This window comes from Desulfobacula sp., assembly GCF_030145145.1.
In the GTDB taxonomy this organism is placed as follows: domain Bacteria; phylum Desulfobacterota; class Desulfobacteria; order Desulfobacterales; family Desulfobacteraceae; genus Desulfobacula.
Genome location: NZ_JAQYWD010000033.1, coordinates 44,386 through 68,950, shown reverse-complemented (window position 1 = coordinate 68,950; position 24,565 = coordinate 44,386). Strand labels below are relative to the sequence as shown.

The window sequence follows — 24,565 nt, the reverse complement described above, 5'->3', positions numbered from 1 at the left end:
CTACGTGATAAAGTATAGCATCAATATGGAAATAACCGATTGATATTATTGAACCCAACCGTTATTTGTGATCATAGGTAATTTCATATAGATGTGATAAAATGTATGCGCATCAATTTTCACCTTTTTATATACTGCAGTTTCAAAATCTTCCAATCTGATTCCATATTTTTTCCCTACCTTATCAATCCCTGAAAACTTCATGGCAGAATGCGTATTTGATCCAAATTCGGGATTTAAAATAGCCCCCTCCCCTATGGTAATCTTTCTGCAACCATGATCTAACAATGCTTGAATTAAATTTTCAATGGCGCTGGCAGTAGTAACTTTTCCAAATGGGGGTATGATTTTCCTGTCAGCACCCATTACAAGATTCGGTTTAATCAACACATTGTGATCAGGTTTTAATTCACTAAACCCTTTACAAAGATCAATAGCCGATTTGATCGGATTGTCGTAATTCTCTCTTTTAATCAGGGCAACAGACATATGCGCCTCCTTATCAAATATTTTGGATCAAATTTTCATTACTTGCCTTTACCATAAATTCGTTTGGCCAATATGTGTATTTCGAATATTAATATGCGATAAAACTAGTGGGATTAGCCAAATCATATTCACTCCTGCTTCCTTTATGCAATTATCTTATTTACTTCGACAGTTATATGTTCATATTTGCCAATTGTTTTAACCAGGTCATGATAGTATTCAGGGGGGGTGTCCGCTGTAGATTCGAGGCTGAGAATCAATGACCGCTCATTTTCGGAAATTTGCCATAAATGAAGATCCTGAACACTTGTTGTGCTGGATTCAATTTTGGACCGGATTGATTCTATTTCCTCGGAATAGTCTCCTCTGTCAAGCAACACATTACTGGTTTGTTTCAAAAGACCGATGGCCTATTTTGCCACCACAATGGCCCCGAGTATTCCAACAACAGGATCCGCCCAGGTAAAACCAAAATACTTAGCTGTCAGCAAAGCAAAAATCGCCAGTACAGATGTCATGGCATCGGTAATAACATGAAGATAGGCCGCTTTAAGGTTGTGATCATGATGGTGGTCATGGGAATGTGAATGGCTATATTCATGATGATCGTGGTTTTGCTCTGAACCGCCAGATCCCAAAATAAATGCAGACACAATGTTAACGATTAAACCGATCACGGCAACAATAATTGCCTGATTAAAAAGGATATTGACCGGATTGATAATCCGTTCTATCGACTCAACGGCCATTGCACCACCGGCAATTAATAGAAGTATGGCATTGGTGTATCCCCCCAGTACACCCACTTTGCCTGTACCAAAGCTATACTTGGGATCATTCATATGCTTCCTTGCAAAAATATAGGCTGCCAATGTGATAAACAACGCAACTGCGTGTGTTCCCATGTGAATTCCATCGGATAATAGCGCCATTGAACCGCTGACAATGCCTGCAATAATTTCAGCAAACATTGTTAAGAGTGTTATGATGACCACAACCAATGTGACTTTCTCTTTTTTCTGTGATTGTAGCGCCGGCTTGATTGTATTACAATTGGGTTTCATAATGTTAAATAGTCCTGTTTATTTTTCTTATCGCTTTCAGAAAGCCTGATGCTTCTTTTGGATCGAGCAGGCTGATAATATCTTCAGCCAGTTTGAGGTGATAGGCATGGTGTTCTTTGTGAACGACTTCGCCTTTATCGGTTCGTATGATATTGAACCCCCTGCCATCCTCGGGATCTGAATCCTTGCGTCTTGACCTTTCTCCAACGGATCAGTGATGAAATCTTCACCTCTGAGTTAAAACCTGTCACATGTCATTCCCTTTCTCATGATAGGCGGTCAGTTGTTTGTTTCGTTTAAAAAAGACGTTGACCAAAGTCTGTCATGTTCAGTGTTCACGCAGATACTCAGCCCCAATACCAAAATAAGGATAGTCCCTGTCTTTAATGTCCCGGCACCACTTAACCTTTGCCCGGGACATGGACCTGTAGTCTGTACAGCTTTCCTTTACTTCATGGCTCGGATCAATACCCCCCCTGCTGAAAAAAGAAATCACGGTCCCGGGTTTGAGGCTGTGGAGGCTTTCAAAATAAATGCCATTTTCGCTATAGTTCAAAAGCCTCCCAGGAATGCATTCGCCGGTGTCGGTCTCTGTGTAGAGAATCCTCATTCTGTGATCTGTCCTGTCACCTTCCCGGTGATTGTTGGAAGCATCCATGGTCACCCCCCTGTAATTTACTGAAGCTATCTGACCTCTGGCAGTCGGAACCTCAAATCCATGCTGAATCCAAGCATGTTGAGACACGCTTCATATTTATCTGTAAGATCCCGGCAGTCATTCCCGCCAAGGTAAATGTCCATCAGTTCATAGGTATAGCTGTCCTGGTTGTATAACCCGGACAGCCTTGTTCCAGAATCCACATGGAGTTTGATTTCAGTACCTGGAAACCGATGTTGAAGTTCCCGGATATCCATCCGGTCGGGGACTCTTGTAATGATACCATCTTCATAACTGCGCACCATATACTTGGCGGCAACGTTAAACGGCCCGCCACCTTTTTTAAATTCAGGTTTCTTACCCATGGCAAGGTCCACCATGACAGCCAGGTTGGAGGTGCCGTCCACTTTCTCAAAGAGATGGGCATGGGACTGGGAGCATCGTGGATTGATTTCAAGCAGGCTGATCCGGCCCTCTTCCGGATTGTAAAAATACTCTATATTGAAAGTGGCATTATTGTATCTGAGATGGGTCATTATCCGCCTTGAAAGATCGAACATTTTTTCCTGGACAGAATCCGGGAGGCGTGACGGGTATTCATAGGCAATCAAGGACGAGCGATCCTGTTCGCTGATGGAATCGACGATGCCGTAGCAGATGACCTCGTCATCATAAACATATCCCTCCACTGTGCACTGATTGCCGATTTCCATGCTTTCTGCAATGCATGAACAATCTAAAAACGGCTGGAAATCTTCGGGGATGTCAGCATGGTCCATCAGTGTCCGGAAAGGCTTCGTGATTTTCCACACATCTCGCTTAAGGGCTTCCATCCCCTTCAGGAATGCTTTCTTGTCTGTAATTTTAAAAGCAAGGTAGGATTTAAACGAGCGGATCGGTTTTATCCAGAAAGGGAACAGGAGGTTCACCTGCTTGGGTGACTGGATGTCATCAGGATTAAACCCAACAAACCGGGGGATATGCTCTTTGATAACCTTCTGCTGCTCCTTCCGGGCCCAGAGTTTGTTTTCAATTGTCATCACACTCTCTATGGACGTAGACGGAAGATTGTATTTTTTACAAATAATCGGAACTATATCTGTAGAGGGAAAGTCAAAATACCCGATTACCCCATCGATTGTATTATTGAACCGTTCGAGTCGCTTTTCACACTTTTTAATCAGTTCTTTCACCGGGTACTCATCACTGTCACGGATTTCAGAATAATGAAGAAGCGGATGGAATTCCATGGAAGCCCCATCTTTTATCCGTTTCAAAATTTCCAGGTTAAACTCATCCAGCCCGGCAACAAATATATTTTTCTTCATGAGCCTTGTCCTCCTTTGAGCTAAACATGGTTTCTCAATACTCGTTCATCCCAGGTTCTGCTGAAAATCCTGACATCCCCTTCGTAGGCATCCAGTTCAGCCCGGATGAAAAAATGAGTTTCATTGGAGGTCAGGACTGTTCTCGTTATCGTTTTCACAGACCAGTCTTTTCGCCTGAACGTTCTGATCCCCCTGACTTCTCCCCTTACGGAATTATAGATATTATGGTTGTAGATATAGCGTTCCCTTACCTGTTTATGAACCTCCAGCCGGTTGTTCTCCAACCTGAAAGCACCGTCGTCTTTGGTTATTTCCACTGTAATTTCATTATTGGCAAGGTCATGGGTCACGGTCCATTTACGCTGAGTTGGTGTCAAAAGCTTTGTTTTAATGGTTTCTGCGCTTACCGGTTTAGCTACGGAGGGCAGATTCCTGTCCTCGGACCTGGGTTTTCGAACAGGAAGAATGATCCTGCTTTTTCCTGAGTAAATCGTCAGCTTGACAGGTTGGGGTGACGGCCATGCCAGTGGCCAGTAGGAGGTTGAGACGGCAACTCTCATCCGATGACCTTTCCTGAATATTTGGCCGATTTCATTTAACCTTACACGGATGCAATACCTGTGTCCGGGTTTCAGCGCTTTCGGATATTCATGGCTCTCCCTGTGGGCAAGATTCAACAATCCATATGTCACCCGGGTGACCTTGCCGTTAAAAGCAATATCGGAAAGCCTCACAGCAATCATGGCATCCGGCCTGTTGGATGAAAGGTGTATCTCCGCAATTGGCGATCCAAGGATTTCAAGGGGTTCATCAAGGGGCCGGGAATCAAATATCAAGGCGCCCCCGTCTTCTTCGCGCTGGTCTGTCGGCAGATCGGTTGATGCACTGTAGGAACACCATTTCCCGGCAAAAAGGCCGACACTGAGGGGGGATTGAATAGAAAGGCCTTCTCCGGTAATCTTGACGCCCGGAGGATCCAGCCTACCAGGATTGAGCAGCATCACTTTATCCCGGATCCCCAGGGAAGGCCAAGAGGATTCAGACACCCATCGGCCAGGACGTCCCTCGTCATCATATTCCGGGTCAACACCATCCTGCATCCAGGCACGGAGCATGGGCTCTTTCATGATCTTATTTTTTTTCCCTTTAAGCCAGCAATCCCACCATAACAATGCCTTTTGAAGAAAACCAATAGCCGGGCCGGGTTCACCGATATGGGGGTACCTGTGCCCCCAGGAACCGATAAGTCCTTTTCTGGGGACATCCAGCCCTTCCAGTATCCTGAATACCGCATTGGAATATCCGTCAGACCAGCCGCTGACAGTATACACCGGGCACCTGATTGCAAAAAAGTCCTCACACACAGAGCCATGCTTCCAATAGTCATCCCGGGTCTGATGAGAAAGCCAGGTATGGAGCCACAGCCCACTGTGTCCCAACCGGTCGATCCACATTTTTTTCCATTGGTCACCGACAACCATTGGGTCCGGAGGGCAGGAATTATAGGCAAACATCGTTGATGCCCAGGATAGATTGTCACTAAGGAGACACCCACCCATGTAATGCACATCATCTGCATACCGGTCATCCGTTGATGAAACCGTTATCAGTGCTTTGAGCTGAGGCACATCTCTCGTAGCGATCTGAAGCCCGTTAAAACCGCCCCAAGAGATCCCGATCATGCCCACATTGCCGTCACACCAAGGTTGATCCGCAATCCAGTGGATGACAGTTTCCCCATCCGCAAGTTCCTGCTCAAGGTATTCATCCGTTAAAACACCGTCCGAATCCCCGCTTCCCCGGAGGTCCACCCGAACGCAGGCATAGCCCCTGGCGGCGAACCATGGATGCAATCCCGAATCCCTGACTGCGGTAAAATCTCCCTTCCGGTAAGGGATGTATTCCAATATTCCCGGAACAGGCCTTTCAAAACAATTTTCCGGCCTCCAGATTCTGGCAGCGAGCCTTTTTCCATCAGGCATTGGTATCCAACAGTTTTCTATGGTTTCAACCTTGAGCACTGACATAGCCTTACTCCTGATTTAATATAAACCTGTATAATCAATAAATCGCTGAGAACAATGCTAAAAGAGGTCGTTCAACGGCTTATGTTTGAAGGTTCACTGAAAAATAGCTTCACATTTTATAACTGTCATCTCCAGGCAATTTCCAATCATTTTTTTAATCGTCGATCTCTTGAAATCGTTACGTCCCTTTGCGTCAGGAGATTCACAAATAGTTGCCGCATGAAAGAGGAAATCCATTGATTATAGCAGACGAAATCGGATTCGAGCAGAGGCATGGCCGGCATCATTAAAAAACAAATGAAACCGGGCACGGTATAAGGCACTGGAACGATAATCATATTAGCCTTACTGATTATATCAAACTTTCGGGTTCAAGTTAACTTAATAATTTACAAATAAAATGAAAGGTAAACCCCCAAGGGGAAATATGAAATTAACATCCACACACTGCCAGCAATGAGTCCCATACCGATGAAAAACATTGATCCACCGACATACATAGGATTTTGGCTGAACTGATAAGCACCTTGAACCACGCATTCAGTTGCGCCTTGATTGGTATGTTCTAATGACTCCTATAGCAACTTATTTATTCCAACGTTGAAGTCGCTGGTTTCGAGCTGCTTGCGAAATCCAGTGGAACGGTTTTTATGTGTTTTTTTTTATTGCCAGTGACATTTCATGCCATTCCAATCCGCCATGATTTGATTCTGATTTACCAATTAGGACAAAACCATGGCGTTCATACATCCGGATTAAGCCTAATTGGCAAATGAGATAAATTGTTGATTTTTTCAAATTTTTCATTTTTAAAATAAAATGATTCATTAATTGATCAGCGTAACCATTGCCTTGATAGTCAGGGTGGACGACAACTGACATTATCACGACATGTTTACCCGCGGGGTCATGCCCAACCAGGTCTTTCCTTTATCGAACACCCATGCTATAACCGGGGTAAATATCAGCAGCAGCAGTTCAAAGGCCAGGGCATGAACGACCCTTCCTCTCAATGTTCTCATACCCATGTCCTTATAAATCTAAAGGTTAACGGCACAAACGATATACGTCAGGACGCTTTCATACCATTGGATGACCATATAAAACAAGTTGAATATCATTTCAGTTTGAAAAGATATTCCAGACCATTTAATTTGATTTCATAAACCATCTGTAACATCTGGCCCAGCTTTCCTTCTGGAAATCCTTTTTGTGAAAACCAAACAATATATGGCTCTGGAAGATCAACAAGGCGTAATCCCTTGTATTTACCATAAGGCATTTTCGCGGTTGTAAGAGCGATGAACACCTTTTTATCTGGAATGACGGGTTGCATTATTCTTTTAAAATCACGTCAACGCCATTATCAGTCAGAAATTTAGTTGACTTGCTGCATACTGGGGCTGTTGTTTCTAAGGTGATTGTGGCATCTGGGGTAATTTTTTTGATTTTTCCTGCTTTCTCAAGGATAACGGAGGCATCTTTCATGATGATTCGGCTTTTTCTGTCGATAAAAAGGATAAAATTATCATTATCATCCTTCAACAAAACAGTTCGAGGAGGCAGATTATAAATTTTGGGGTCAACTTTATCCATTGATTCGGTCCCTCAATTTTCCAGAGCATTTGAATGTTACAACTCTTTTTTTTTCCAGAATCATATCATTCCCTGTTGCGGGGTTCCTTCCTTTCCTGGGCGCTTTTTCATTTACCTGAAATTTTCCAAAGCCCGAGATCATCAGATCTTCACCTGATGCAAGAGTTGAGTTTGATTTCATGATTTCAAGAAAAGTTTTGACAGTGTCTTTTGCTTCAGATGGTTTAAACTTTTTTTTCACTGCAATTCGTTCAACAATTTCTGCTTTTGTCAGTGCCAAATTCAAATCCTCCTTAGATGCAAATTTCACCGACTACATACCCTGTGATATTGTTCCGGTCAACTGACAAAAATCCGCAGTTCTATATTTTTTCAAACTTTCCATATACAAAAACTTTAAATTCTGCACCCTTTTTAGCCAATTTTATGGTGATCCTTTTCAAAGCGAGCAAGGGTGATCAACCTTGAGTTGTTATGAGCCTTGACCGGTTCGGTAAAGGCAAGATTATTCCGTCCAGATCCCGTCTGCAAATCTATCGCAAATTGCTATGGCGAGGGCAAAAATTACGTCAAGGGCAAATACATCCAGCAGGGAACTGTCATAGAGGATTTTCGCTTCAGCAGGAAAATCCTCATCACCGATCCAGTATAAAAGTGCCACATGGATGTTTGGAAAAATGTCAAACCGGTAAGCCATGTCAGCCATCTCGATTCGGCTGCCCGATAATTTCTCGCATTCGAGACCAAGCCGGTCTATATCGTTACCGAACTTTTCCACTATACGATCCGTTGGTATGTCATGCGGACCTCGAAAAAATGTCACCCCTCCGGTCATGTCTTTTTCAGAGATCCATTCCCCGGTTGGTTGTATCGTTTTTTCTTCAATCAGGTAATGTATTAGGAATATCTCAAAAAACTCGTGGAGCGGTTGCTGATTGTTCTTGGTATATATGCGTTTACCACTCGGATCAACTTCATATTGAACAGTCCAGGCGTCCATTGAGAACCGCTTGTTCTTTTCATCATAACGGCATCCTGTTCTTTTACATATCGTATCGGGATACTCTTCCATCAAGCGATGAAAATGTTCCGGACTGGTATAGTTGGGCATACAAGCTCCTTTAATCGATAGTAAACAGACACAATGAAGAATGTAAAAGTGAATAAACGTACTCCATTGTGAATGGTCGTTTTAGCAGTTTCCCTCATCATGACGCCGCCGGGGTTGAATATACTTCGGCCTAATCAGAGCATCAGATTAAGGTTTCTCTTGGGTTTACACTTCAACAAAATTGTTCGTCACTTCCTTTCCTGGTCGATTGTCTGCGTTCAACCCCAGACCGGAAGAGGTTGGGACAGGCCCCGGCATCAAGGCAGAAAAAATCTTTTCATAACCTTCGTTCTCCCTGCCGCTTCCGGAAAATATTTCATTGACTGCTTGAAAAATATCCAGTGGACCGGTGACATCCAGATCCACCATACCGGGGTAAAATAAAAATTCAATTCGCTTTTTCATGTGAATAATATAGAAGATAAAAAAAATGGCTGCAATGACAAAAGGCAAACATTTTTTGCCACACTCAAAATAACCTTTTGTTTTTGATGATTGAATACGGAATAAAGCATTATTTTTAGTAAAATCATAGATATCGAAAACAGCGTGTTATCAAAGACATGGGCACAACTACGGGCATGAGAGTGATGCCGGGTTCTAACCTTACTCAATTGTTGTATGAAATTGTAAAAAAAGCATGCTGCAGCATGATGCAATGAACCATTGGGATTGAATTTATTCCAGACGTGTAGAAATCTTCAAATCATAAAGTCGAAAAGGATAACAATCCTGATCACCGAGTATGTCTTTTTTGACAGGTAAATATCTTTCATCTGGTAATCATGCTGAAGCCCAAATGGGAGAAGTTCTGAATGACAAGCTATAAATGAATCCAGTACAGATCGAAAATAAAACGTATCATCAATGTCAAGCTGATATTCAGCTTGAATAAAATCCACTATGATTGTACGGTTCTTCCGGGGAGTTGCCTTTGATTCTGACTTTTGCATATGCTCTTCCTTCATTGTAGGTTATAGGTTAAATTTTCCAATTCAACCATGCCAGGAAAGCATTCAGCTGTTCATAGGACAAGTTACCCCCTCCTAAATCCGTCATAATCACGAAAATTAGAAAGGAAGGAAAGAACTATGAAGATGGGAAAAATTACAGTTGTCATGCTGACGATTTTATGGTTGATGCTACTGGGGACTCCCAGTTGGGGATCTGTGCAATATCTGGGAGAGTCCACCTGGAGATTCTCCATCACCATGGACAATGATGGTCCTGCATCCAATAGTATGCTGATGACCGGGGCCATAACCCATATGGGTGGGGCATACTTTACCATGCAGGCATCCATTATTCCACCGGATGGTGATGGCCCTTTTATCCTTGCGGCCGGGACCATTACCCTCACTGGAGACTTAATGAAACTCGATGCCAATCGCAGTTCGATTATGGTTGAAGCAATTCACTCACTCCAGACCGCAGCAGGACTATGACCTGGAAAATAAAAATTTTTTATGGACCGGATTCCATTTTTAGGAGGTATTCTTACAGGGTATCAAACCCGAACCCATACCCGGGATTTACCCGGGGCGACATAATTCACACCAATATGGACAAGAAAATTTCCGCCCTTTTTCTTGATATATAAAAAATATAATCGCTGTTAGAGGTTGACAAACAAGGGTCTTCAGGTATACTGTATGTTGATTAATTTGATGCGGAAGTGCGCGGCTCACTGGTGGGGCCCTCGGACTTCAAATCCGATGTGGGGCGCTAGAACCGTCCCGGGTGGGTTCGATTCCCATGCACTTCCGCCACATTCGCTTAAAAATCCAGCCACTTATGCTGACTCCTTTGTTTTATATACTCTTTGACGATTAGGCATTGGCTGATCCCTGGTTGATTAAAATTTCTTTGATCTTTTCCGGGTGGAACATCCAGCTTTCTCTCGTGAAAAAATACCTGTCTTTAATGTATCATTTTCAAGTTTTATTGACCTGGACTTGTGCATATCTCTTCTGTTGTTCCGGTAGTCAGAAAAGGGTTTTTCGGGGAGACCCCTTAGGTTTTATAATGTTTTTAAAGCTCCGCGTGGTAATCTGTCTTTCATCTAAAGTCTCCTTTTTTATATAGGTTATACATTTAAAAAATGTATTCAATAAATTTTTATACTTTTTATTAGCGTATTGTATTGTATTGTTTTAATCTGTAATACTTATTTTATGGGTACTGAAATGGAACCAACTGAAATATTTAAAATTTCGTTTAAGCATTTGCTGGAAAAGCGTAACGTTACTCAGGTGAAAATTGCTGAGCACATAGGAGTTTCTCCACGCAGCGTTAACGATTATTTTGGCGCCAGAGTTAATTACTCAGAGCATCGAAGGCAGCGAATTGCTAATTTCTTCGGCAAAACCTACCTCGAAATGCTAAACCTCGGTCACCAGCTCACCACCGGATCAGATCCAATAAAACAAGAACTGCCGGTGGTGCTGAAAGATGTTGTTTCGAAGCTCGGTAAACTTGACCAGAAAGACCTCAAACTCGTTGATGAACTTGTGACCAGACTCTCTAAAAAATGAAAAGAGAACTAAAAGATGAAAACAATAGCGCAAGACGCTTACTATGACATTCTATATCACATTCAAAAACAAGGCGGGGCTTACTCCTCATGGTATTGTGGTACCACCGAGAACATAAAGAATCGGGTATATGGAGACCACAAAGTACCTGAAGAAGGTCATTGGCGGATATATCGACAATGCACAACCAGCACAGCCGCCAAGAATGTTGAAAAAGCTTTGCTTGATCACGGATGTGATGGTGAACCCGGCGGTGGCGATGATAATGCCGTTTTCGTCTACGCCTACCTAAAAGCTTTGTTTACGGACCCGTAGAAGACCCGCCGATAACACCAATACCGATTTCAATTTATTTTTGTAACCTTCCTTAGATATGACAGCTATTGTCAACCGGTTGTGGGTGAGTGAAATGTGGCCATTTTTCCCAGGAAATCATTAATTTCGGTGTCGGAGTATCCTTTGGCTCAGCCATAATATACTCCAGTTTAAAGATTAAAAAAACAAATAGTCAAAAAGCAACAGGTCGGTACTGCGACTGAGGACAAGGTTTTAAAAACAACTGTGTTGATCTGGATCAGATTCATACGATCTATAATTGGGTGTTGGAATGGTTAAATCGACTTTTTGTTAAAAACCAAAACAGTTAACGATATCAGGAGAACAATATACGCAAGGACATTTATTAATGGATGCACTGGCCCAAGAGTAACAAAATCATTCTGGGAAATTAATGCGTCGGCATAGGCCTGCACCATAAAAAGTTTTGGATAAAAAACACGCCATGTAGCAGGAGATGACCCAGAGATGGAAGGAATCAAGATTGCGATCATTTCACTGTTTAATAATCGGTATCCACCATCAGAAACGAATCCTGCACATAACAGTCCTATGGCAAACAAGGCGCTGATAAAATCCGGCATGAACAAAGAAAATAAACACACTGCTGCAACAATAAAAAGAAGGTTCACTGAACAAACAATTGATGCCCCTATATATCCCAAATTAATGTCACCGGTATGGGACCAGACCATTAAAACCATGGTCAAATGTAACAGCAACATAAATCCTGAAGAAATTAACCATGTGCCGATGATTCTGCCCAGCACATATTCCCTGCGATTAACAGGTCTTGAAAGAAACATCTGCACTGAACCATCGTTTTGATCCCTGGTGAATATCCTCATGGATATCATGGACACCATTAGAAGCATTCCCATAACGATTACCTGGAAAATAACCCGGGAAACATGCCAGATGCTTTCAACCGGCTGGCCGTTGATCACATAATCTGCCGAATAACACCCCCTCATCAAGAAAAGAAGGCCTATTGACAGAGCGATAAGCAGATAAAAACTTTTGGCCCTCATCTGGTCCACCATCGTATAACGTGCAATTTTGAAAACCATTTTCATATGATTTTATCAGTATTGAGTGTTTTGGGTTACATGCTTAACAAATACATCTTCAAGACTTTCCCCATGCGCCATTATAGCGTCAATTGAATCTTTTGCGACTATTTTGCCGTTATGCATAATCGCTGCCGTATCACATGTTTTTTCAACCTCTGATAACAAGTGAGAATTTAAGACAATGGTTATTTCATACCGCCTGAGGCTATCAATAATATTTCTGATATCTCTGATACCCATTGGATCTAAGCCGGAAACCGGTTCGTCAAGTATCAACAGATCCGGGGTTCCGATTAATGCGCCCGCAATCACAATCCGTTGCTTCATGCCTTTTGAATAGCCAGCACTCTTTTTCTTTTCTATACCTGACATTGATACGAGTTCCACAACCCTTTCTACTTCGAGTCGTGCTTTTTTCCCGGATAATCCAATTAGCGATGCATGGCGATGCAGATATTCAAAACCGGAAAGGTATGGGGGGATCATATGCCGTTCTGCTATATAACCCATATTTTTCCGTACCCGTGTTTCAGAAGAGGGGACCCCATTAATGTTGATGCTGCCTGAAGTGGGTCGAATAAAGCCTAAGAGCATTTTGATAATCGTTGTTTTCCCGGCGCCATTGGGTCCAAGCAACGCAAAGAATTCTCCTTTATGAATTTGATATGAAACGTCATCGACCGCTTTTAGCGTACCAAATTTTTTCGTAACCCGATCCAATACAATCATTATCGCACTCAATTGGTTTGTTTCAGCATGACATCTGCCAGCCTGTAAAACCCTTTCAAATTTTCCAACCAGTAGACATAAAATACGGGGTTGTCACTATTAAAGGATAAAACTTGTCTGCGCTTTCCTGATGCGTAGATTAAATGAATTTTCCCCGTCTTTTCAACATGATAAATCATGGCGGCATGGGCATTGTTAAGCACCAGGAGGTCTCCATTTTGAAGATCGTTCTCGTCCACTTCATGTATATTGAGTAACAGGTATTTCATGGGCAGATATTCTTTGTAAGATAAACCAGCCTTTTGGGCAGCTAACGTATAAATAGAAAAAAACAAGTGAGAATTATCAGAAGCGCTTGATTGCAGTGGATTGGCACCAAGTTCATAGGAGATACCAATAAATTGTTTTGCGATGGATGGAATATTTTGCCTGAAAATCTTTTTCTGCTCACCCAGATACGCCGTTTCCGGTTCAATCGCTTTATCTGCTTCATTACCATTTGAACCCCATACTGAAACAGTATTAAAGAGGATCAATATTGCAATAATAAGCGTTCTTTTCATTCCTTTTTCTCCTTTTATATGAAAGACAGATATGGAATATATAAAAGTCTACATGAAAAAACACAAGCATTACTCTGATCGCCAACCGGAAAAATGGGTACAAGGGTGCGCCATTTTAACAACATACTCAAAAAAAATCATTTTCAGGATGGGACAACAGCCCGTCTTCAATTATATCATGTTGCGCTGGCGCTATTTAACCGCAACAACTTTCTATGGGAATTCTCATGCAAATTTGCAATCATATCCAAAGCTATGATACATTGAGTTAAAATTCACAGGAAAAAATACAAAAAGCCAGATGTCCGTTTTATAATTACCCGTTAGATATAACGAAAGGAGAATACAGGATGAAAAAAACAGTCCCACATCAACTGATTTTTATGGTCTCGGTTTTTATTTTTTTTAGTTTCACCAGCCACGCATTTGCTGAAAAATACATCTTAAAAGCGATCAGTGCCTGGCCGAAAAACGCCTCTGAAGTTGCAACAGAGTATTTACCGTTTATCAAGGCGGCAAATGACTATCTATCCAAAACATATCCAGGTGAATTGAAAATACAATATTTAGGGGGCCCTGAGGTCATCCCTTCCAGGGACCAGGCTGAGGCAATCCGGATGGGAACCATTGATGTGATGTTCGGAACCGCGGCGTACTATGCCGGCATTGCACCCGCCGCAAATGTCGCCAAACTGTCTCGACTGAACACCACTGAAGAACGGATGATAGGAGTGGATGCCATCTTTGACAAGATCCACCGGGATAAACTGAATGCGGCTTATTTAGGCAGGCTGGGCAGTGAAATCCAATTTCAACTTTACACCATCAAACCAGTCAAAAACCTGGCGGAGATAAAAGGCCTCAGGATTCGAACCTCTGCAATGTACATCGATTTTATTAAATCTTTAGGCGGCATTCCCAGTGCCATCAAACCGGGGGATGTCTATCAAGCCCTGGAACGGGGTGTTGTGGACGGATTCATGTGGCCGCTTTACAGTATCAGGCCCTGGGGCTGGCATGAAGTCGCAAAATATGTTGTTGGCCCTCCTTTTTACAAAGTCTGTCATCCTGTCCTGGCCAATGCCCAAAAATGGGACCATCTGCCGGATCATTTAAGGTTAGCCGTATTGAAAGTATTGGCAGAACAAGCGGCCATCGTTGATACGGAATCCGTTGAAAACATGAAAAATGAAGTGGGAATTCTCAAACAAGCCGGCATGGAGGTGATCAGTTTCTCACCTGAAGATAAGAAAAAATACCTGGAGATGGCCTACACCGAAGGATGGAAAGGACAACTGAAGATGGAAACCGAATTTACCACTCAATTACAAAAACTATTATCAAAATAAATTACGCTTCACGAGGCCGTTCCGGGATATACAGGCGGCCTCTTTTCTATCCTCTTTCCCCATTTTTTTTTAAAGAGTTACAATCGAGAAAACAAATGAAAAAAAAAGGACCGATATTTCCGTCTTTGAACTAGGGTGATGTCTGTTTTAAATATCAACGGAAAAAAGAACTTCACAAGCTCACCGTATTATGGTTTAAATTAACATATCAACAATGCACACACATCAACATAAGTGGGAGAAAAATTATTGAATCCAACTGACATTACAAATCCCGAGTATTTTCATCGCGTGATTGATTGCCAATTTGCCTGTCCGGCACATACGCCCGTTCCGGAATATATCAGGCTCATCGCCGAAAAGAAATACACAGATGCCTATATGATCAACTGGGAGTCCAATGTTTTCCCCGGTATCCTGGGCAGAGTGTGTGACAGACCTTGTGAACCGGCTTGTCGGAGAGGCCGGGTGGAAAAAAACGCCGTGGCCATCTGTCGGTTGAAAAGAGTTTGTGCTGACAATAAGGGAAACATCACCCAGCGTCTCCCAGACATTCCCAAGAAAAAAAACGGGAAAAAAATTGCCCTTATCGGGGGGGGACCCGCCTCCCTCACGGTGGCCAGGGATCTGTTACCGCTGGGGTATGCCATCGATCTTTATGACGATCAGTCAGCGGCCGGTGGGTTTATCAGGAGCCAGGTACCGTCCTTCCGTTTGCCCAAGACAGTTCTCGATGAAGAGGTAAACCTTATTCTTGATCTGGGGGTGAAGACCTATTTTAACACCTATATCTCCAGCATGAAGTCATTTCTCGACAAGGCGTATGATGCTGTTTTTATCGGTACCGGGGCGCCAAGGGGCAGGGATCTTGACCTACCCGGCAGACAGGCGGGAAACGCGTTTATTCACATTGGTATAGAATGGCTTGCCGGCGTTCAATATGGCCATCAAAAAAAGACCGGCAAAACAACCCTTGTGATTGGCGGCGGCAATACCGCCATGGATTGTTGCAGGACCGCCCGCAGGCTTGGCGGGGAAAATGTCACGGTCATCATTCGAGGCCCCCGGGAAAAAATGAAAGCATCTCCCTGGGAAATTGAAGATGCCGTAAGAGAGAACATCCCTATTTTAGAATACCTGTCCCCCACGGCGTTTGTGGTAAAAGAGGACCGGTTAACCGGTATGACCTTTCAACTGGCACCAGGAAGTCCGGCATCTGACCAGGAACCGGTTTTCATCCCGTGTGACGAAGTGCTGCTGGCCGTTGGCCAGCAAAACGCCTTCCCCTGGATTGAAAAAGATATCGGCCTGATCTTCGATGATCAAGGCCGACCCCGGGTAGATGAAATCACGTTTCAATCCAGTATTAAAAAAGTTTTTTTCGGCGGCGATGCCGCTTTCGGACCCAAAAATGTCATTACCGCCGTGGCACATGGTCACGAAGCCGCCATTTCCATGGATCTTTTCTGCCGGGGGGAGGACCTTTCAAAACGACCCCTGCCCTTTACCACACTTGCCGGTCAGAAGATGGGACTACATGACTGGATGTACCATAGCGATGTCTCGGATGAGCACCGGCAGGCTGTTCCCATGGTTTCAACGGTTAAGTCCATCAAGGATCGCCTGATGGAAGTTGAACTTGGCTTTGACCGGAAAATCGGTCATACAGAAGCCCTGCGGTGCATCAATTGCGATATGCAGACGGTTTTTACCGTCCAGGACTGTATTGAATGTGATGCCTGTGTTGATGTCTGCCCCACCACCTGTATTAACTTTATTGAAAACAAAGAAGAGGAGGACCTGCGGTCCAGCCTCTCCGTCCCGGCAACCAACCGATCCCAGTTCCTTTATGTTTCTGACCTGCTGCCCACGGGAAGGGTCATGGTCAAGGACGAAAATGTCTGCCTTCACTGCGGACTCTGTGCAGAGCGATGTCCAACGGCAGCCTGGGACATACAAAAATATACGTACAAACCAGCAAAGGCAGGACAGAAATGATGAAACTTAAAAGGGTCAATGACTTTGTTATCCGCTTTGCCAATGTAAATGGCTCAGGTTCTGCCAGTGCCAACAATCTTTTTGCCAAGGCAGTCTTTCGACTGGGGGTCCCGGTCAGTCCCAAAAACATTTTCCCTTCCAATATCCAGGGCCTGCCCACCTGGTATGAGGTGCGGGTCAGTGAGAAGGGTTACCTGGGTCGCCGGGGAGGATATGACTTTGTCGTGGCTGTCAATGGACAGACATTACGAAAGGACTATGATGATCTTTCGCCGGGCGGATATTTTCTCTATGATTCCTCAAGGCAGCTGCCGGATGATTTTCTCCGGGAGGATATCACGGTTATCGATATCCCGTTAACACAGATCTGCATCCGGGAAATTGAGAATCCGAAACTCAGGCAGTTGCTCAAGAATATCATCTATGTCGGGGCCCTGGCCCATCTGCTGGATATGGAATTTTCCGTTCTAACCGATTCAATTAAGAAACAGTTTCGTAAAAAACCAAAATTGGCCACACCGAATATCCACGCCCTGGAATTGGGATTTGAATACGCTGTCAAACAGTTTCCCGACACCTGCCAGCTGTCAGTGAAACGCAGCCAAAAGATGCCCCACCATATCTTGATGGATGGTAACAGCGCAGTCGGACTGGGGGCGTTGTATGGCGGGGCCACCGTGGCCGGGTGGTACCCCATAACCCCGTCCACCTCTGTGATTGAAGCATTTGAGAAGTTCACCAGCCAATACAGACGGGATGACGACGGTAAACGAAAGGCAGCCATTATTCAAGCCGAAGATGAGTTGGCAGCATTGGGGATCGCCATGGGTGCGTCCTGGAACGGCGCCCGGGCATTTACCGCCACATCAGGCCCCGGGGTCTCCCTGATGAATGAATTACTGGGGCTGGCCTATTTTGCAGAGATCCCCGTGGTACTGATCAATGTCCAGAGATGCGGACCCAGCACGGGAATGCCCACCCGGACCCAGCAATCTGATCTGTTACTCGCGGCCTATGCATCCCATGGGGACACCAAACACATCCTGCTGTTTCCGTGTAATCCAAAAGAATGCTTTGAGATGACGGCAGACAGCTTTGATCTGGCGGAAAGACTTCAAACCCCGATTATCATCATGAGCGACCTTGACCTGGGCATGAATGATCATATCAGCCTGCCCCTGGAATGGGATGACAGCCGTATCTATGACCGGGGAAAGGTTCTTGATGCCGGACAACTTGAAGCCATGACCGAGAAATGGGGCAGATATCTCGACCGGGAGGGGGACGGCATCTGCTACCGGACAATCCCGGGGACTCACCCGACGCTGGGGGCCTACTTTACCCGGGGATCCTCCCATGACGAATATGCAGCCTACACCGAGGACAATGATGCATATGAACGCTGTATGGTACGTCTCACGCAGAAATGGCACACGGCAAAACCCCTTGTACCCGGGCCCCATATCCGAATAAAGGATGAGACCTGTGTCCAGGGTGCCATTTTTTTCGGTACCAGCACCCATTCGGCCTATGAAGCCATGGACCAGCTGGGTGAGCAGGATATCATCATTAATACCATGCGACTCCGGGGGTTTCCCTTCCAGGAAGCAGTCACAGCGTTTGTTGACCGGCATGATCACATTTTTGTTATCGAACAGAACCGGGACGGCCAGATGCGCACCCTGCTGATAAACGAGTGCAATATTCGTCCGGACAAACTGTTCTCCATCCCCGCCATGGATGGCTTGCCCATCACTGCCGGCCATATTACCCGGTCCATAAAAGCGATCATAACCCCATCGGTACCCCCGGGAACCGACACCCATCAAGGAGGTGCCAAATGAGCTCCCGACGTCCCACGTTCCGTCATCCCGACCTTCCCGAGAATGATCTCGGGTATACCCGACGCGATTATGAAGGCGCTGTTTCCACGCTCTGTGCCGGGTGTGGGCATGATTCCATCAGCAATGCCATCATCCAGGCCTGCTATGAGCTTTCCCTGGAACCCCATAGGGTGGTTAAATTGTCCGGGATTGGCTGTTCCTCCAAGACACCGGCCTATTTTCTGGGCAAATCCCATGGGTTCAATTCCGTCCATGGCCGCATGCCCTCCGTTGCCACCGGTGCCAATCTGGCCAACAAGGACCTCCTTTATATAGGGGTTTCCGGTGATGGCGATACCGCGTCCATTGGTATGGGACAATTTGTACACATTGTGCGACGCAACCTGAACATGACCTATATTGTCATGAACAACGGCTGTTACGGGCTCACCAAAGGACAGGATTCTGCCACGACGGACAGGGGATCGGCCAGCCGGAAAGGACATCCCAGTCCGTTTGAAGCCATCGACCTGTGTCAACTGGCCATCCAGATGGGTTCCGGCTTTGTTGCCCGGGGATTTTCAGGCGACAAAGCGCAGCTGGTTCCCATGCTCAAGGCAGCCATAACCCATAAAGGGTTTGCCCTGGTGGATGTGATCTCTCCCTGTGTCACCTTCAACAATACCGTCACCTCCACCAAGAGCTACCAGTGGGTCCGGGACCATCGGGAAGCCACGGCCACGGTTGATTTCATCCCCCCCCGGCAGGAAATCACCACCCAGTATGAACCCGGGACAACCCAATCGGTTACCCTGCATGACAGCAGTGTGATCCAGCTTTATAAAAGCGGTGATTCCCTTGATATAACGAACAGACGATCTGCCCTTGACGGGCTGGAACGCCACCGGGAAAAGGGGCACCTCCTTACGGGAATCCTGCATATGAATGAGGACCTCAAGGACACCCATGCCATTCTCGAAACCACGGACACCCCCCTGAATGCCTTAACGGAAAAGGAACTGTGTCCAGGTGACCAAGTGCTTGCACAAATTGTTGAAGCATATCGATAAGATAGATCCAAAAGGATGAGAGCGTTTACATGCGGTTATTTTTTATTATTTTATCCCAGTTTCTTTCCGGTTCTATCTGGTTTGCGGCAAATGTGGCCTATATGGGTCAGGGATTCCTGTTGTCTGCCATTCAATTCGGGTTTATCATCGGCACTTTGGCGTTTGCCTTTTTAAACATTTCCGATCGGTTTTCCCCTGCCCGGGTGTTTTTTTTAAGTGCCCTTCTGGGGGCTGTGTTTAATTTTTCCGGGATCTTCCTGGAAACTCACAAATCGGTTCTTTTGATGTCAAGAATGCTCTGTGGGGTATCCCTTGCCGGCATCTATCCTGTGGGCATGAAAATCGCCGCATCCTGGTATCCCCAGACGATTTCAAGAGCCCTGGGATGGCTGGTGGGGGCCCTGGTCCTGGCCGCCGGCTTTCCCTATCTGATCAAGGCGTTGAACTGGCAGGGCAATATCGGCTCCATTCTTCAGGTAACCTCTGTGCTGTGTTTAACCGGGGGATTGATCCAGCTGTTCCTGGTGGGAGATGGCCCCCACCTGCCGAAAGGGTCTAAATTTGATCTCGGTGTGATCAAAGATATCTTCCGCCACCCCGGTTTTCGGGCTGCCTCTTTTGGATATTTCGGCCACATGTGGGAACTTTATGCGGTTTTTGCCTACATTCCCCTGCTTTTCGGCACCATTGTAAAAACCAATGTCGAACTTTGGACCTTTGGTTTTTTCATATTTGGTTTTTTGGGATGTGCCGTGGGGGGCATTATTGCATTAAGGGTGGGAAGTCGTAAAATCGCATTGGTGGTATTGTTTATGTCTGGTTCCATCTGTCTTGTTTCCCCATTTCTCCAGAACCTTCCCCAGGGCATTGCTTTGATCATTATACAGATATGGGGGGTGACAGTTGTGGCTGATTCCCCACAATTTTCATCCTTGAACACCCAGTTTGCGCCACGAAAATACGTGGGTTCCGCCTTAACGATTGTGAATTGCATTGGTTTTTTAATCACCATTATCACCATTGAACTGTTAAGCCTGTGGATCAATTGGTTCGGGGTAAGGACCGCTTTTCTGCCCCTGGTAATCGGTCCGATATTCGGGTGGATCTCTTTACGCGCCTACCCTTGTCAGCACCGAAAGACGGCCTAACAACACCCCCCCATTTTATTACAGTTTTATCCCCTTGTTTCCATAAAAATGGGCAGAGGTTCATGACCTCTGCCCTTGAAAAAGGATCGATTCTCTATCTGTACCATTTAACAACGGTGAATTTCACAGTATTTCCAGGCATGGTACGGCCGGCATGACATTATTTGCATTTTGCCGGACTTGGAGAATCGGCAGCAAAATTGTAGAGATATGCATAAATATCCTGAAGATCCGCTTCGGAAAGAGCATTGAATTCTTCGCTGCATTTAAAAATCTCAAACTTCTTTTTGTCAAAAATTCTTTCCCACTGTGCCATTGTCTTATCGCTCGGGCTGATAAAAGGGGTCGTTGATTCAATTGCCCCCCTTTTTGCACACGTTTTATAAACTTTTTTATAGGTATATTTGCCTTTTCTCTTGTCCCCGCTGGGACCTTCTGCAAACAAAATCGATGTCCCGAACAATACAAACATGATCGCCACCGCCAGACTCAGTATTTTTCTATTCATTTAATTCTCCTTCTCTTTTTGTATGAAAGTCGTGCGTTATGAGTTTTGAGTCGTGAGAACTTATCCCTCCCTCAATACGCATACCTCACCTCTCATCACTTTCATGCTTTGTTGTGCCCGTATGGGCATGGGCGTTATTAAATAATTTTTTTTTAACGACCTTACCTTTACTTTACCCTTTAAAATCTCATTGTCAATGACGCATACACGTCCCACACCTTGTCAATAACCGGAAATATTGCATTCAGGGAATTGATGTCTGAAATCTTTACAGGCGCGCCAAGGGGATTACCACTGCCAGTATACTCATAATCGTAATATTTCATCCCCAGTTTCAGGAAAAAATTATTTGAAACAACCGGCTGGAGATAATAGGTTTCAAACACACTACCCCGGGCTGCCAACTTGCTTCCGGCAATGGCATCCTCTGCTCCGGTGAAGTTAAACCAGTATTGTGACCCCCAATTGTACTCAAGCCCCAGCTTTGCATCAAAGGGCATGGGAAGCCTCACCCCGGTATAGATACTATACCCATGCTGGGATTCAAGCTGTCCATTGGAACTTAACAATCCCTGGCCCATTATCTTGTAAAACGGGTTCTGGGAAATCTGTGACGGATCTGTATGGCTCCATGACAGGGCCAGAAAAACATCAATATCTTTTCCCGTACGTTCCTCCAGGTTTGATCTTAACAGCAGGGAAGCCGCATCCCAGTCTCCGATATCGCTGACCGGCTGCATCCGGCTGATGTAACCGCCGGCATTGGCGTCAAAATAGTATTGCCCCCCGGATTCATATGCGATAAACGGCATGACCGTCAGTCCGGTAAACCCGTCCGTAATATCCCAGGCATGGGCATAATTAAAGACACTGCTGAAGGAATCATCTTCATAAAGGGTGGCAATGACACCAAACATATGAACATCATCCACATCAGCAGATGTATTTTGAAGCGAATAGGAATTGCCCCATCCCCCTTCAAATCCAAGGCCGTAACAGAGTTTAAAGGCTGCTCCCGGTATACCGGTCAGCTCCTCAAGCCCGAATACCAGTGACCCACCGTCAAACTGCCAGTTGATAATAGTGGCAAGGGGTGACCCTGCCTCCAGGCTGTTTTTCCCGAATTCCATGGGCGGTCCGTCTGTCGACGGTCGTCGACCCAGAGAAAAACTGATGGGGATATCATTGACCTGATTTGAATATAAAAAATAGGCCCGCTCAAGACGAATGGTATCCCCATGGGGAATTGAGGTGGTATTGCCATCCAGGGTCACATCGCCAAGACTGCCGGAATTTATTTTTACACCGGAAGAATCCCCCCAGGCCTTATAAGCGGCCAACCGGCCGTCAAAACTCAGGTTGCTGTTAACCTTTGCCCGCATATTCAGATTAAACTTGGTGGTGGGTATAAAATCATTGTCTGCATCATATTTCTCTGCAGGTGGGATAACGCCGGCACCTGCCATTCCAGCGATAGCGGTCTGGATCTGGTTCAATGTCCCACCACTGAAACCGGTAAAACCCGGTCCAAACGGACCTGTATAGGGTTTCGTAAACGTCTGAGTTAATCCTGCCGGTGCCACCTGCATATCCTCATAGTGAAGGGAATGCCCCTCGGTTCTAAGCTCAACCCCCAAAGAAAGTTTGTCTGTCACCGTATGGAGTTCTGTTTTATCCACCCGTCCACTGAGGTATTGAACCTCTTCTTTCTCTTCTATTCTTTCTTTTTCCAGACCCTCAATTTTTTTTTGCAGCGCCTCCATGGTCTGGGACATTTTCATAAGTTCGTTTTTAAGCATCTCAATATCGTCAGATGCAAAAACCGGTGAACTTAAAAAAAGTAGAGAAAAAATAAAATATCCAATCGTTTTTTTCATCTTCATTTTCCTTTTTTATCCCTCCGGATTCCAGATTCACCAATAGACAGTGCATGATCTGTGAATATCTATTGCCTCCGGACCCGGCAGATAGGTTAATGTCATTTCGTCATTTTTCCTTTTAACGATACCGTCAATCCTCTCGTGTTTTCCCCTCCTTTTTTAAATTTCAAACATATGGTACTTGCCTTATCAAACCAACAAACGTGCCATTGCTTTAAATTTTTTAAAAATTATTTATAACAAATTGAATTATAACGATAAAAAATATTGAGGGCGGAGAATAAGATTGAGGGGTTCGCGACAAAGCTGTAAATAAATTGTTAACCTTTAGTTAACCATTCTTAGTACAACTCAATGATCGATGTATCTATTTCTACATCGGGCCTGGCGTTGCACATTTCTTTTTTCCCCCTCTGGCCTTTAAAAGTGATAAAAAGAACCATAAAAATCCTGCCCTGTCCATCAAAGCATAGGCACGAAAGTGTTAATCGGTTAACAATTGTTTTTTTCTGGTATCAACAGAACCCAGATTTATGTATGGAGAAGTTATTGGCGTATCCGTGCTCACGTCAAACGAAACGCCATGGAAAAAAACGAATTTCCATGATTTCGTAAATTTCGCAGTTCCTGGATTTGCCGCGCGGTCCGCGGACCCGAACAGGGATTTCAAGATGTAACCGGCACGCCTGATTCAGTGGCCTTTGTTTCAAAAATTTGTGTCACCTGACGAAGGGGACATCCTGAAACAAAGGCCACTGATATTATCTGGATTCTTAACCGGTAAAACATCTGGGTTTTTAAGGGTGTGATGTTTGTCTCTTAATTCATCCATTGATAGAAACCCTGGCGGTTTTGAAGATCACTCAACAATTTCCAGAATAACCCGTTTCTGCTCTTTTGCAGAGGCACATGACAAAATAGTTCGCATGGCCTGGGCAGTTCTGCCCTTTTTACCAATAACTTTTCCAAGGTCTTCTTTTGAAACCCGTAATTCCAACACAAGGGTCTGCTGTGCCTTAATTTCCTGGACCTCGACCAGATCCGGATTATCAACCAACGCCTGAGCAATGTACTTAATCAACTCTTTCATAAACTGTTCTCCTTTTTGTCCTGTCCAATGGTAGAAGAAAATATAATAATATGAGCTACTGCAAGTATTGCCATCATCATTGAATCTTTTGGGAAATTAACCCAGAAAACCTCATTGCATAGAATATCACAGCTTATAATAATCTCAAGTATTATTTTTTGCTTGCCGGAGGGGGGAACAATATTCCCATA

Annotated in this window: 28 protein-coding genes and 1 tRNA gene; 9 read left to right on the top strand and 20 right to left on the bottom strand. The window is 44.7% G+C overall.

Going from position 1 to position 24,565, the window contains the following annotated elements; translation table 11 throughout:
- Positions 1–45: 45 nt before the first annotated feature.
- The 14 genes from Q1Q15_RS18285 to Q1Q15_RS18225 all read right to left on the bottom strand — a co-directional run bounded on the left by Q1Q15_RS18285 (position 46) and on the right by Q1Q15_RS18225 (position 9,226).
- The gene (locus Q1Q15_RS18285) at positions 46–489 is read right to left on the bottom strand and encodes a DUF362 domain-containing protein (protein ID WP_300463206.1); all 444 of its coding nucleotides are present in this window, start codon (positions 487–489) and stop codon (positions 46–48) included.
- 410 nt (positions 490–899) lie between these two features.
- Entirely contained in the window at positions 900–1,553 is a 654-nt protein-coding gene (gene dmeF / locus Q1Q15_RS18280; protein ID WP_300463203.1) for a CDF family Co(II)/Ni(II) efflux transporter DmeF, read from the bottom strand.
- 328 nt (positions 1,554–1,881) lie between these two features.
- A complete protein-coding gene (locus tag Q1Q15_RS18275; protein ID WP_300463200.1) occupies positions 1,882–2,211 on the bottom strand; it encodes a hypothetical protein in 330 nt (109 codons plus the stop codon).
- Positions 2,212–2,237: 26 nt separating this feature from the next.
- Positions 2,238–3,539, bottom strand: coding sequence for a hypothetical protein (locus tag Q1Q15_RS18270; RefSeq protein WP_300463197.1), 1,302 nt, complete (start codon positions 3,537–3,539; stop codon positions 2,238–2,240).
- 20 nt (positions 3,540–3,559) lie between these two features.
- On the bottom strand, positions 3,560–5,566 hold the full coding sequence (locus Q1Q15_RS18265; RefSeq protein WP_300463194.1) for a CocE/NonD family hydrolase: 2,007 nt from the start codon (positions 5,564–5,566) through the stop codon (positions 3,560–3,562).
- A 389-nt stretch (positions 5,567–5,955) separates the two neighbouring features.
- The gene (locus Q1Q15_RS25540) at positions 5,956–6,102 is read right to left on the bottom strand and encodes a methyltransferase (RefSeq protein WP_363321016.1); all 147 of its coding nucleotides are present in this window, start codon (positions 6,100–6,102) and stop codon (positions 5,956–5,958) included.
- A gap of 112 nt (positions 6,103–6,214) precedes the next feature.
- Positions 6,215–6,448 carry a GNAT family N-acetyltransferase gene (locus Q1Q15_RS18260; RefSeq protein ID WP_300463191.1) on the bottom strand — a complete coding sequence of 78 codons (234 nt, stop codon included), beginning with the start codon at positions 6,446–6,448 and terminating at the stop codon, positions 6,215–6,217.
- Between the two features lie 2 nt (positions 6,449–6,450).
- Positions 6,451–6,588, bottom strand: a complete 138-nt coding sequence (locus Q1Q15_RS18255; protein WP_300463188.1) for a chlorhexidine efflux transporter — start codon at positions 6,586–6,588, stop codon at positions 6,451–6,453.
- A 95-nt stretch (positions 6,589–6,683) separates the two neighbouring features.
- Positions 6,684–6,902, bottom strand: a complete 219-nt coding sequence (locus Q1Q15_RS18250) for a DUF3820 family protein (protein ID WP_300463186.1) — start codon at positions 6,900–6,902, stop codon at positions 6,684–6,686.
- Entirely contained in the window at positions 6,902–7,162 is a 261-nt protein-coding gene (locus Q1Q15_RS18245; protein ID WP_300463183.1) for a hypothetical protein, read from the bottom strand. The genes Q1Q15_RS18250 and Q1Q15_RS18245 overlap by 1 nt, the downstream gene beginning before the upstream one ends.
- Positions 7,155–7,442 (bottom strand): integration host factor subunit alpha, encoded by a 288-nt coding sequence (locus Q1Q15_RS18240; protein WP_300463180.1) that lies wholly within the window; start codon positions 7,440–7,442, stop codon positions 7,155–7,157. Before Q1Q15_RS18240 ends, Q1Q15_RS18245 begins: the two co-directional genes overlap by 8 nt.
- Positions 7,443–7,667: 225 nt before the next feature.
- Positions 7,668–8,273 (bottom strand): DUF3786 domain-containing protein, encoded by a 606-nt coding sequence (locus Q1Q15_RS18235; protein WP_300463178.1) that lies wholly within the window; start codon positions 8,271–8,273, stop codon positions 7,668–7,670.
- A gap of 165 nt (positions 8,274–8,438) precedes the next feature.
- Positions 8,439–8,726: a hypothetical protein gene (locus Q1Q15_RS18230; protein WP_300463176.1), complete on the bottom strand. Its 288-nt coding sequence runs from the start codon at positions 8,724–8,726 to the stop codon at positions 8,439–8,441.
- Positions 8,727–8,974: 248 nt separating this feature from the next.
- Positions 8,975–9,226 (bottom strand): hypothetical protein, encoded by a 252-nt coding sequence (locus Q1Q15_RS18225; protein ID WP_300463173.1) that lies wholly within the window; start codon positions 9,224–9,226, stop codon positions 8,975–8,977.
- A 138-nt stretch (positions 9,227–9,364) separates the two neighbouring features.
- Between Q1Q15_RS18225 and Q1Q15_RS18220 the strand changes: the two genes are divergently transcribed.
- From Q1Q15_RS18220 to Q1Q15_RS18205, 4 genes are all read left to right on the top strand, one after another.
- On the top strand, positions 9,365–9,718 hold the full coding sequence (locus tag Q1Q15_RS18220; protein ID WP_300463172.1) for a hypothetical protein: 354 nt from the start codon (positions 9,365–9,367) through the stop codon (positions 9,716–9,718).
- Between the two features lie 226 nt (positions 9,719–9,944).
- Positions 9,945–10,042 (top strand) — tRNA-Sec (locus tag Q1Q15_RS18215).
- Between the two features lie 417 nt (positions 10,043–10,459).
- Positions 10,460–10,807 (top strand): helix-turn-helix transcriptional regulator, encoded by a 348-nt coding sequence (locus Q1Q15_RS18210; protein WP_300463169.1) that lies wholly within the window; start codon positions 10,460–10,462, stop codon positions 10,805–10,807.
- A 15-nt stretch (positions 10,808–10,822) separates the two neighbouring features.
- A complete protein-coding gene (locus Q1Q15_RS18205; RefSeq protein ID WP_300463167.1) occupies positions 10,823–11,122 on the top strand; it encodes a hypothetical protein in 300 nt (99 codons plus the stop codon).
- Between the two features lie 296 nt (positions 11,123–11,418).
- Here Q1Q15_RS18205 and Q1Q15_RS18200 read toward each other — a convergent pair whose 3' ends face one another.
- Genes Q1Q15_RS18200 through Q1Q15_RS18190 form a run of 3 tightly spaced genes read right to left on the bottom strand, consistent with a single transcriptional unit; the run spans position 11,419 to position 13,508 of the window.
- A complete protein-coding gene (locus Q1Q15_RS18200; RefSeq protein ID WP_300463165.1) occupies positions 11,419–12,174 on the bottom strand; it encodes an ABC transporter permease subunit in 756 nt (251 codons plus the stop codon).
- A 54-nt stretch (positions 12,175–12,228) separates the two neighbouring features.
- Positions 12,229–12,945, bottom strand: coding sequence for an ABC transporter ATP-binding protein (locus Q1Q15_RS18195; protein WP_300463162.1), 717 nt, complete (start codon positions 12,943–12,945; stop codon positions 12,229–12,231).
- A gap of 8 nt (positions 12,946–12,953) precedes the next feature.
- Positions 12,954–13,508, bottom strand: coding sequence for a peptidoglycan endopeptidase (locus Q1Q15_RS18190; protein ID WP_300463160.1), 555 nt, complete (start codon positions 13,506–13,508; stop codon positions 12,954–12,956).
- Between the two features lie 350 nt (positions 13,509–13,858).
- On the opposite strand from Q1Q15_RS18190, the gene dctP reads away from it, so the two are divergent.
- From dctP to Q1Q15_RS18165, 5 genes are all read left to right on the top strand, one after another.
- Complete coding sequence (gene dctP, locus Q1Q15_RS18185; protein WP_300463158.1) at positions 13,859–14,857, top strand: TRAP transporter substrate-binding protein DctP; 999 nt, start codon at positions 13,859–13,861, stop codon at positions 14,855–14,857.
- Positions 14,858–15,106: 249 nt separating this feature from the next.
- A complete protein-coding gene (locus Q1Q15_RS18180; RefSeq protein ID WP_300463156.1) occupies positions 15,107–16,855 on the top strand; it encodes an FAD-dependent oxidoreductase in 1,749 nt (582 codons plus the stop codon).
- Positions 16,852–18,699: a 2-oxoacid:acceptor oxidoreductase subunit alpha gene (locus Q1Q15_RS18175; protein WP_300463155.1), complete on the top strand. Its 1,848-nt coding sequence runs from the start codon at positions 16,852–16,854 to the stop codon at positions 18,697–18,699. The genes Q1Q15_RS18180 and Q1Q15_RS18175 overlap by 4 nt, the downstream gene beginning before the upstream one ends.
- Complete coding sequence (locus tag Q1Q15_RS18170) at positions 18,696–19,748, top strand: 2-oxoacid:ferredoxin oxidoreductase subunit beta (RefSeq protein ID WP_300463153.1); 1,053 nt, start codon at positions 18,696–18,698, stop codon at positions 19,746–19,748. Before Q1Q15_RS18175 ends, Q1Q15_RS18170 begins: the two co-directional genes overlap by 4 nt.
- A gap of 29 nt (positions 19,749–19,777) precedes the next feature.
- Entirely contained in the window at positions 19,778–20,896 is a 1,119-nt protein-coding gene (locus tag Q1Q15_RS18165; protein WP_300463150.1) for an MFS transporter, read from the top strand.
- A 160-nt stretch (positions 20,897–21,056) separates the two neighbouring features.
- Here Q1Q15_RS18165 and Q1Q15_RS18160 read toward each other — a convergent pair whose 3' ends face one another.
- The 3 genes from Q1Q15_RS18160 to Q1Q15_RS18150 all read right to left on the bottom strand — a co-directional run bounded on the left by Q1Q15_RS18160 (position 21,057) and on the right by Q1Q15_RS18150 (position 24,374).
- Positions 21,057–21,404, bottom strand: coding sequence for a cytochrome c family protein (locus Q1Q15_RS18160; protein ID WP_300463148.1), 348 nt, complete (start codon positions 21,402–21,404; stop codon positions 21,057–21,059).
- 179 nt (positions 21,405–21,583) lie between these two features.
- Positions 21,584–23,281 (bottom strand): DUF3373 family protein, encoded by a 1,698-nt coding sequence (locus Q1Q15_RS18155; RefSeq protein ID WP_300463146.1) that lies wholly within the window; start codon positions 23,279–23,281, stop codon positions 21,584–21,586.
- Positions 23,282–24,143: 862 nt separating this feature from the next.
- Complete coding sequence (locus Q1Q15_RS18150; RefSeq protein ID WP_300463143.1) at positions 24,144–24,374, bottom strand: KH domain-containing protein; 231 nt, start codon at positions 24,372–24,374, stop codon at positions 24,144–24,146.
- Between the last annotated feature and the right edge of the window lie 191 nt (positions 24,375–24,565).

Bases quoted from the DNA above. Each gene is read 5' to 3' on its own strand.
- dmeF (WP_300463203.1), bottom strand. From the start codon at position 1,553: ATGAAACCCAATTGTAATACAATCAAGCCGGCGCTACAATCACAGAAA.
- Q1Q15_RS18265 (WP_300463194.1), bottom strand. From the start codon at position 5,566: ATGTCAGTGCTCAAGGTTGAAACCATAGAAAACTGTTGGATACCAATG.
- Q1Q15_RS18160 (WP_300463148.1), bottom strand. From the start codon at position 21,404: ATGAATAGAAAAATACTGAGTCTGGCGGTGGCGATCATGTTTGTATTG.
- Q1Q15_RS18245 (WP_300463183.1), bottom strand. From the start codon at position 7,162: ATGGATAAAGTTGACCCCAAAATTTATAATCTGCCTCCTCGAACTGTT.
- Q1Q15_RS18285 (WP_300463206.1), bottom strand. From the start codon at position 489: ATGTCTGTTGCCCTGATTAAAAGAGAGAATTACGACAATCCGATCAAA.
- Q1Q15_RS18260 (WP_300463191.1), bottom strand. From the start codon at position 6,448: ATGTCAGTTGTCGTCCACCCTGACTATCAAGGCAATGGTTACGCTGAT.
- Q1Q15_RS18155 (WP_300463146.1), bottom strand. From the start codon at position 23,281: ATGAAAAAAACGATTGGATATTTTATTTTTTCTCTACTTTTTTTAAGT.
- Q1Q15_RS18205 (WP_300463167.1), top strand. From the start codon at position 10,823: ATGAAAACAATAGCGCAAGACGCTTACTATGACATTCTATATCACATT.
- Q1Q15_RS18250 (WP_300463186.1), bottom strand. From the start codon at position 6,902: ATGCAACCCGTCATTCCAGATAAAAAGGTGTTCATCGCTCTTACAACC.
- dctP (WP_300463158.1), top strand. From the start codon at position 13,859: ATGAAAAAAACAGTCCCACATCAACTGATTTTTATGGTCTCGGTTTTT.
- Q1Q15_RS18190 (WP_300463160.1), bottom strand. From the start codon at position 13,508: ATGAAAAGAACGCTTATTATTGCAATATTGATCCTCTTTAATACTGTT.
- Q1Q15_RS18165 (WP_300463150.1), top strand. From the start codon at position 19,778: ATGCGGTTATTTTTTATTATTTTATCCCAGTTTCTTTCCGGTTCTATC.
- Q1Q15_RS18225 (WP_300463173.1), bottom strand. From the start codon at position 9,226: ATGCAAAAGTCAGAATCAAAGGCAACTCCCCGGAAGAACCGTACAATC.
- Q1Q15_RS18195 (WP_300463162.1), bottom strand. From the start codon at position 12,945: ATGATTGTATTGGATCGGGTTACGAAAAAATTTGGTACGCTAAAAGCG.
- Q1Q15_RS18275 (WP_300463200.1), bottom strand. From the start codon at position 2,211: ATGGATGCTTCCAACAATCACCGGGAAGGTGACAGGACAGATCACAGA.
- Q1Q15_RS18150 (WP_300463143.1), bottom strand. From the start codon at position 24,374: ATGAAAGAGTTGATTAAGTACATTGCTCAGGCGTTGGTTGATAATCCG.
- Q1Q15_RS18175 (WP_300463155.1), top strand. From the start codon at position 16,852: ATGATGAAACTTAAAAGGGTCAATGACTTTGTTATCCGCTTTGCCAAT.
- Q1Q15_RS18270 (WP_300463197.1), bottom strand. From the start codon at position 3,539: ATGAAGAAAAATATATTTGTTGCCGGGCTGGATGAGTTTAACCTGGAA.
- Q1Q15_RS18235 (WP_300463178.1), bottom strand. From the start codon at position 8,273: ATGCCCAACTATACCAGTCCGGAACATTTTCATCGCTTGATGGAAGAG.
- Q1Q15_RS18200 (WP_300463165.1), bottom strand. From the start codon at position 12,174: ATGAGGGCCAAAAGTTTTTATCTGCTTATCGCTCTGTCAATAGGCCTT.
- Q1Q15_RS18210 (WP_300463169.1), top strand. From the start codon at position 10,460: ATGGAACCAACTGAAATATTTAAAATTTCGTTTAAGCATTTGCTGGAA.
- Q1Q15_RS18255 (WP_300463188.1), bottom strand. From the start codon at position 6,588: ATGAGAACATTGAGAGGAAGGGTCGTTCATGCCCTGGCCTTTGAACTG.
- Q1Q15_RS18220 (WP_300463172.1), top strand. From the start codon at position 9,365: ATGAAGATGGGAAAAATTACAGTTGTCATGCTGACGATTTTATGGTTG.
- Q1Q15_RS18170 (WP_300463153.1), top strand. From the start codon at position 18,696: ATGAGCTCCCGACGTCCCACGTTCCGTCATCCCGACCTTCCCGAGAAT.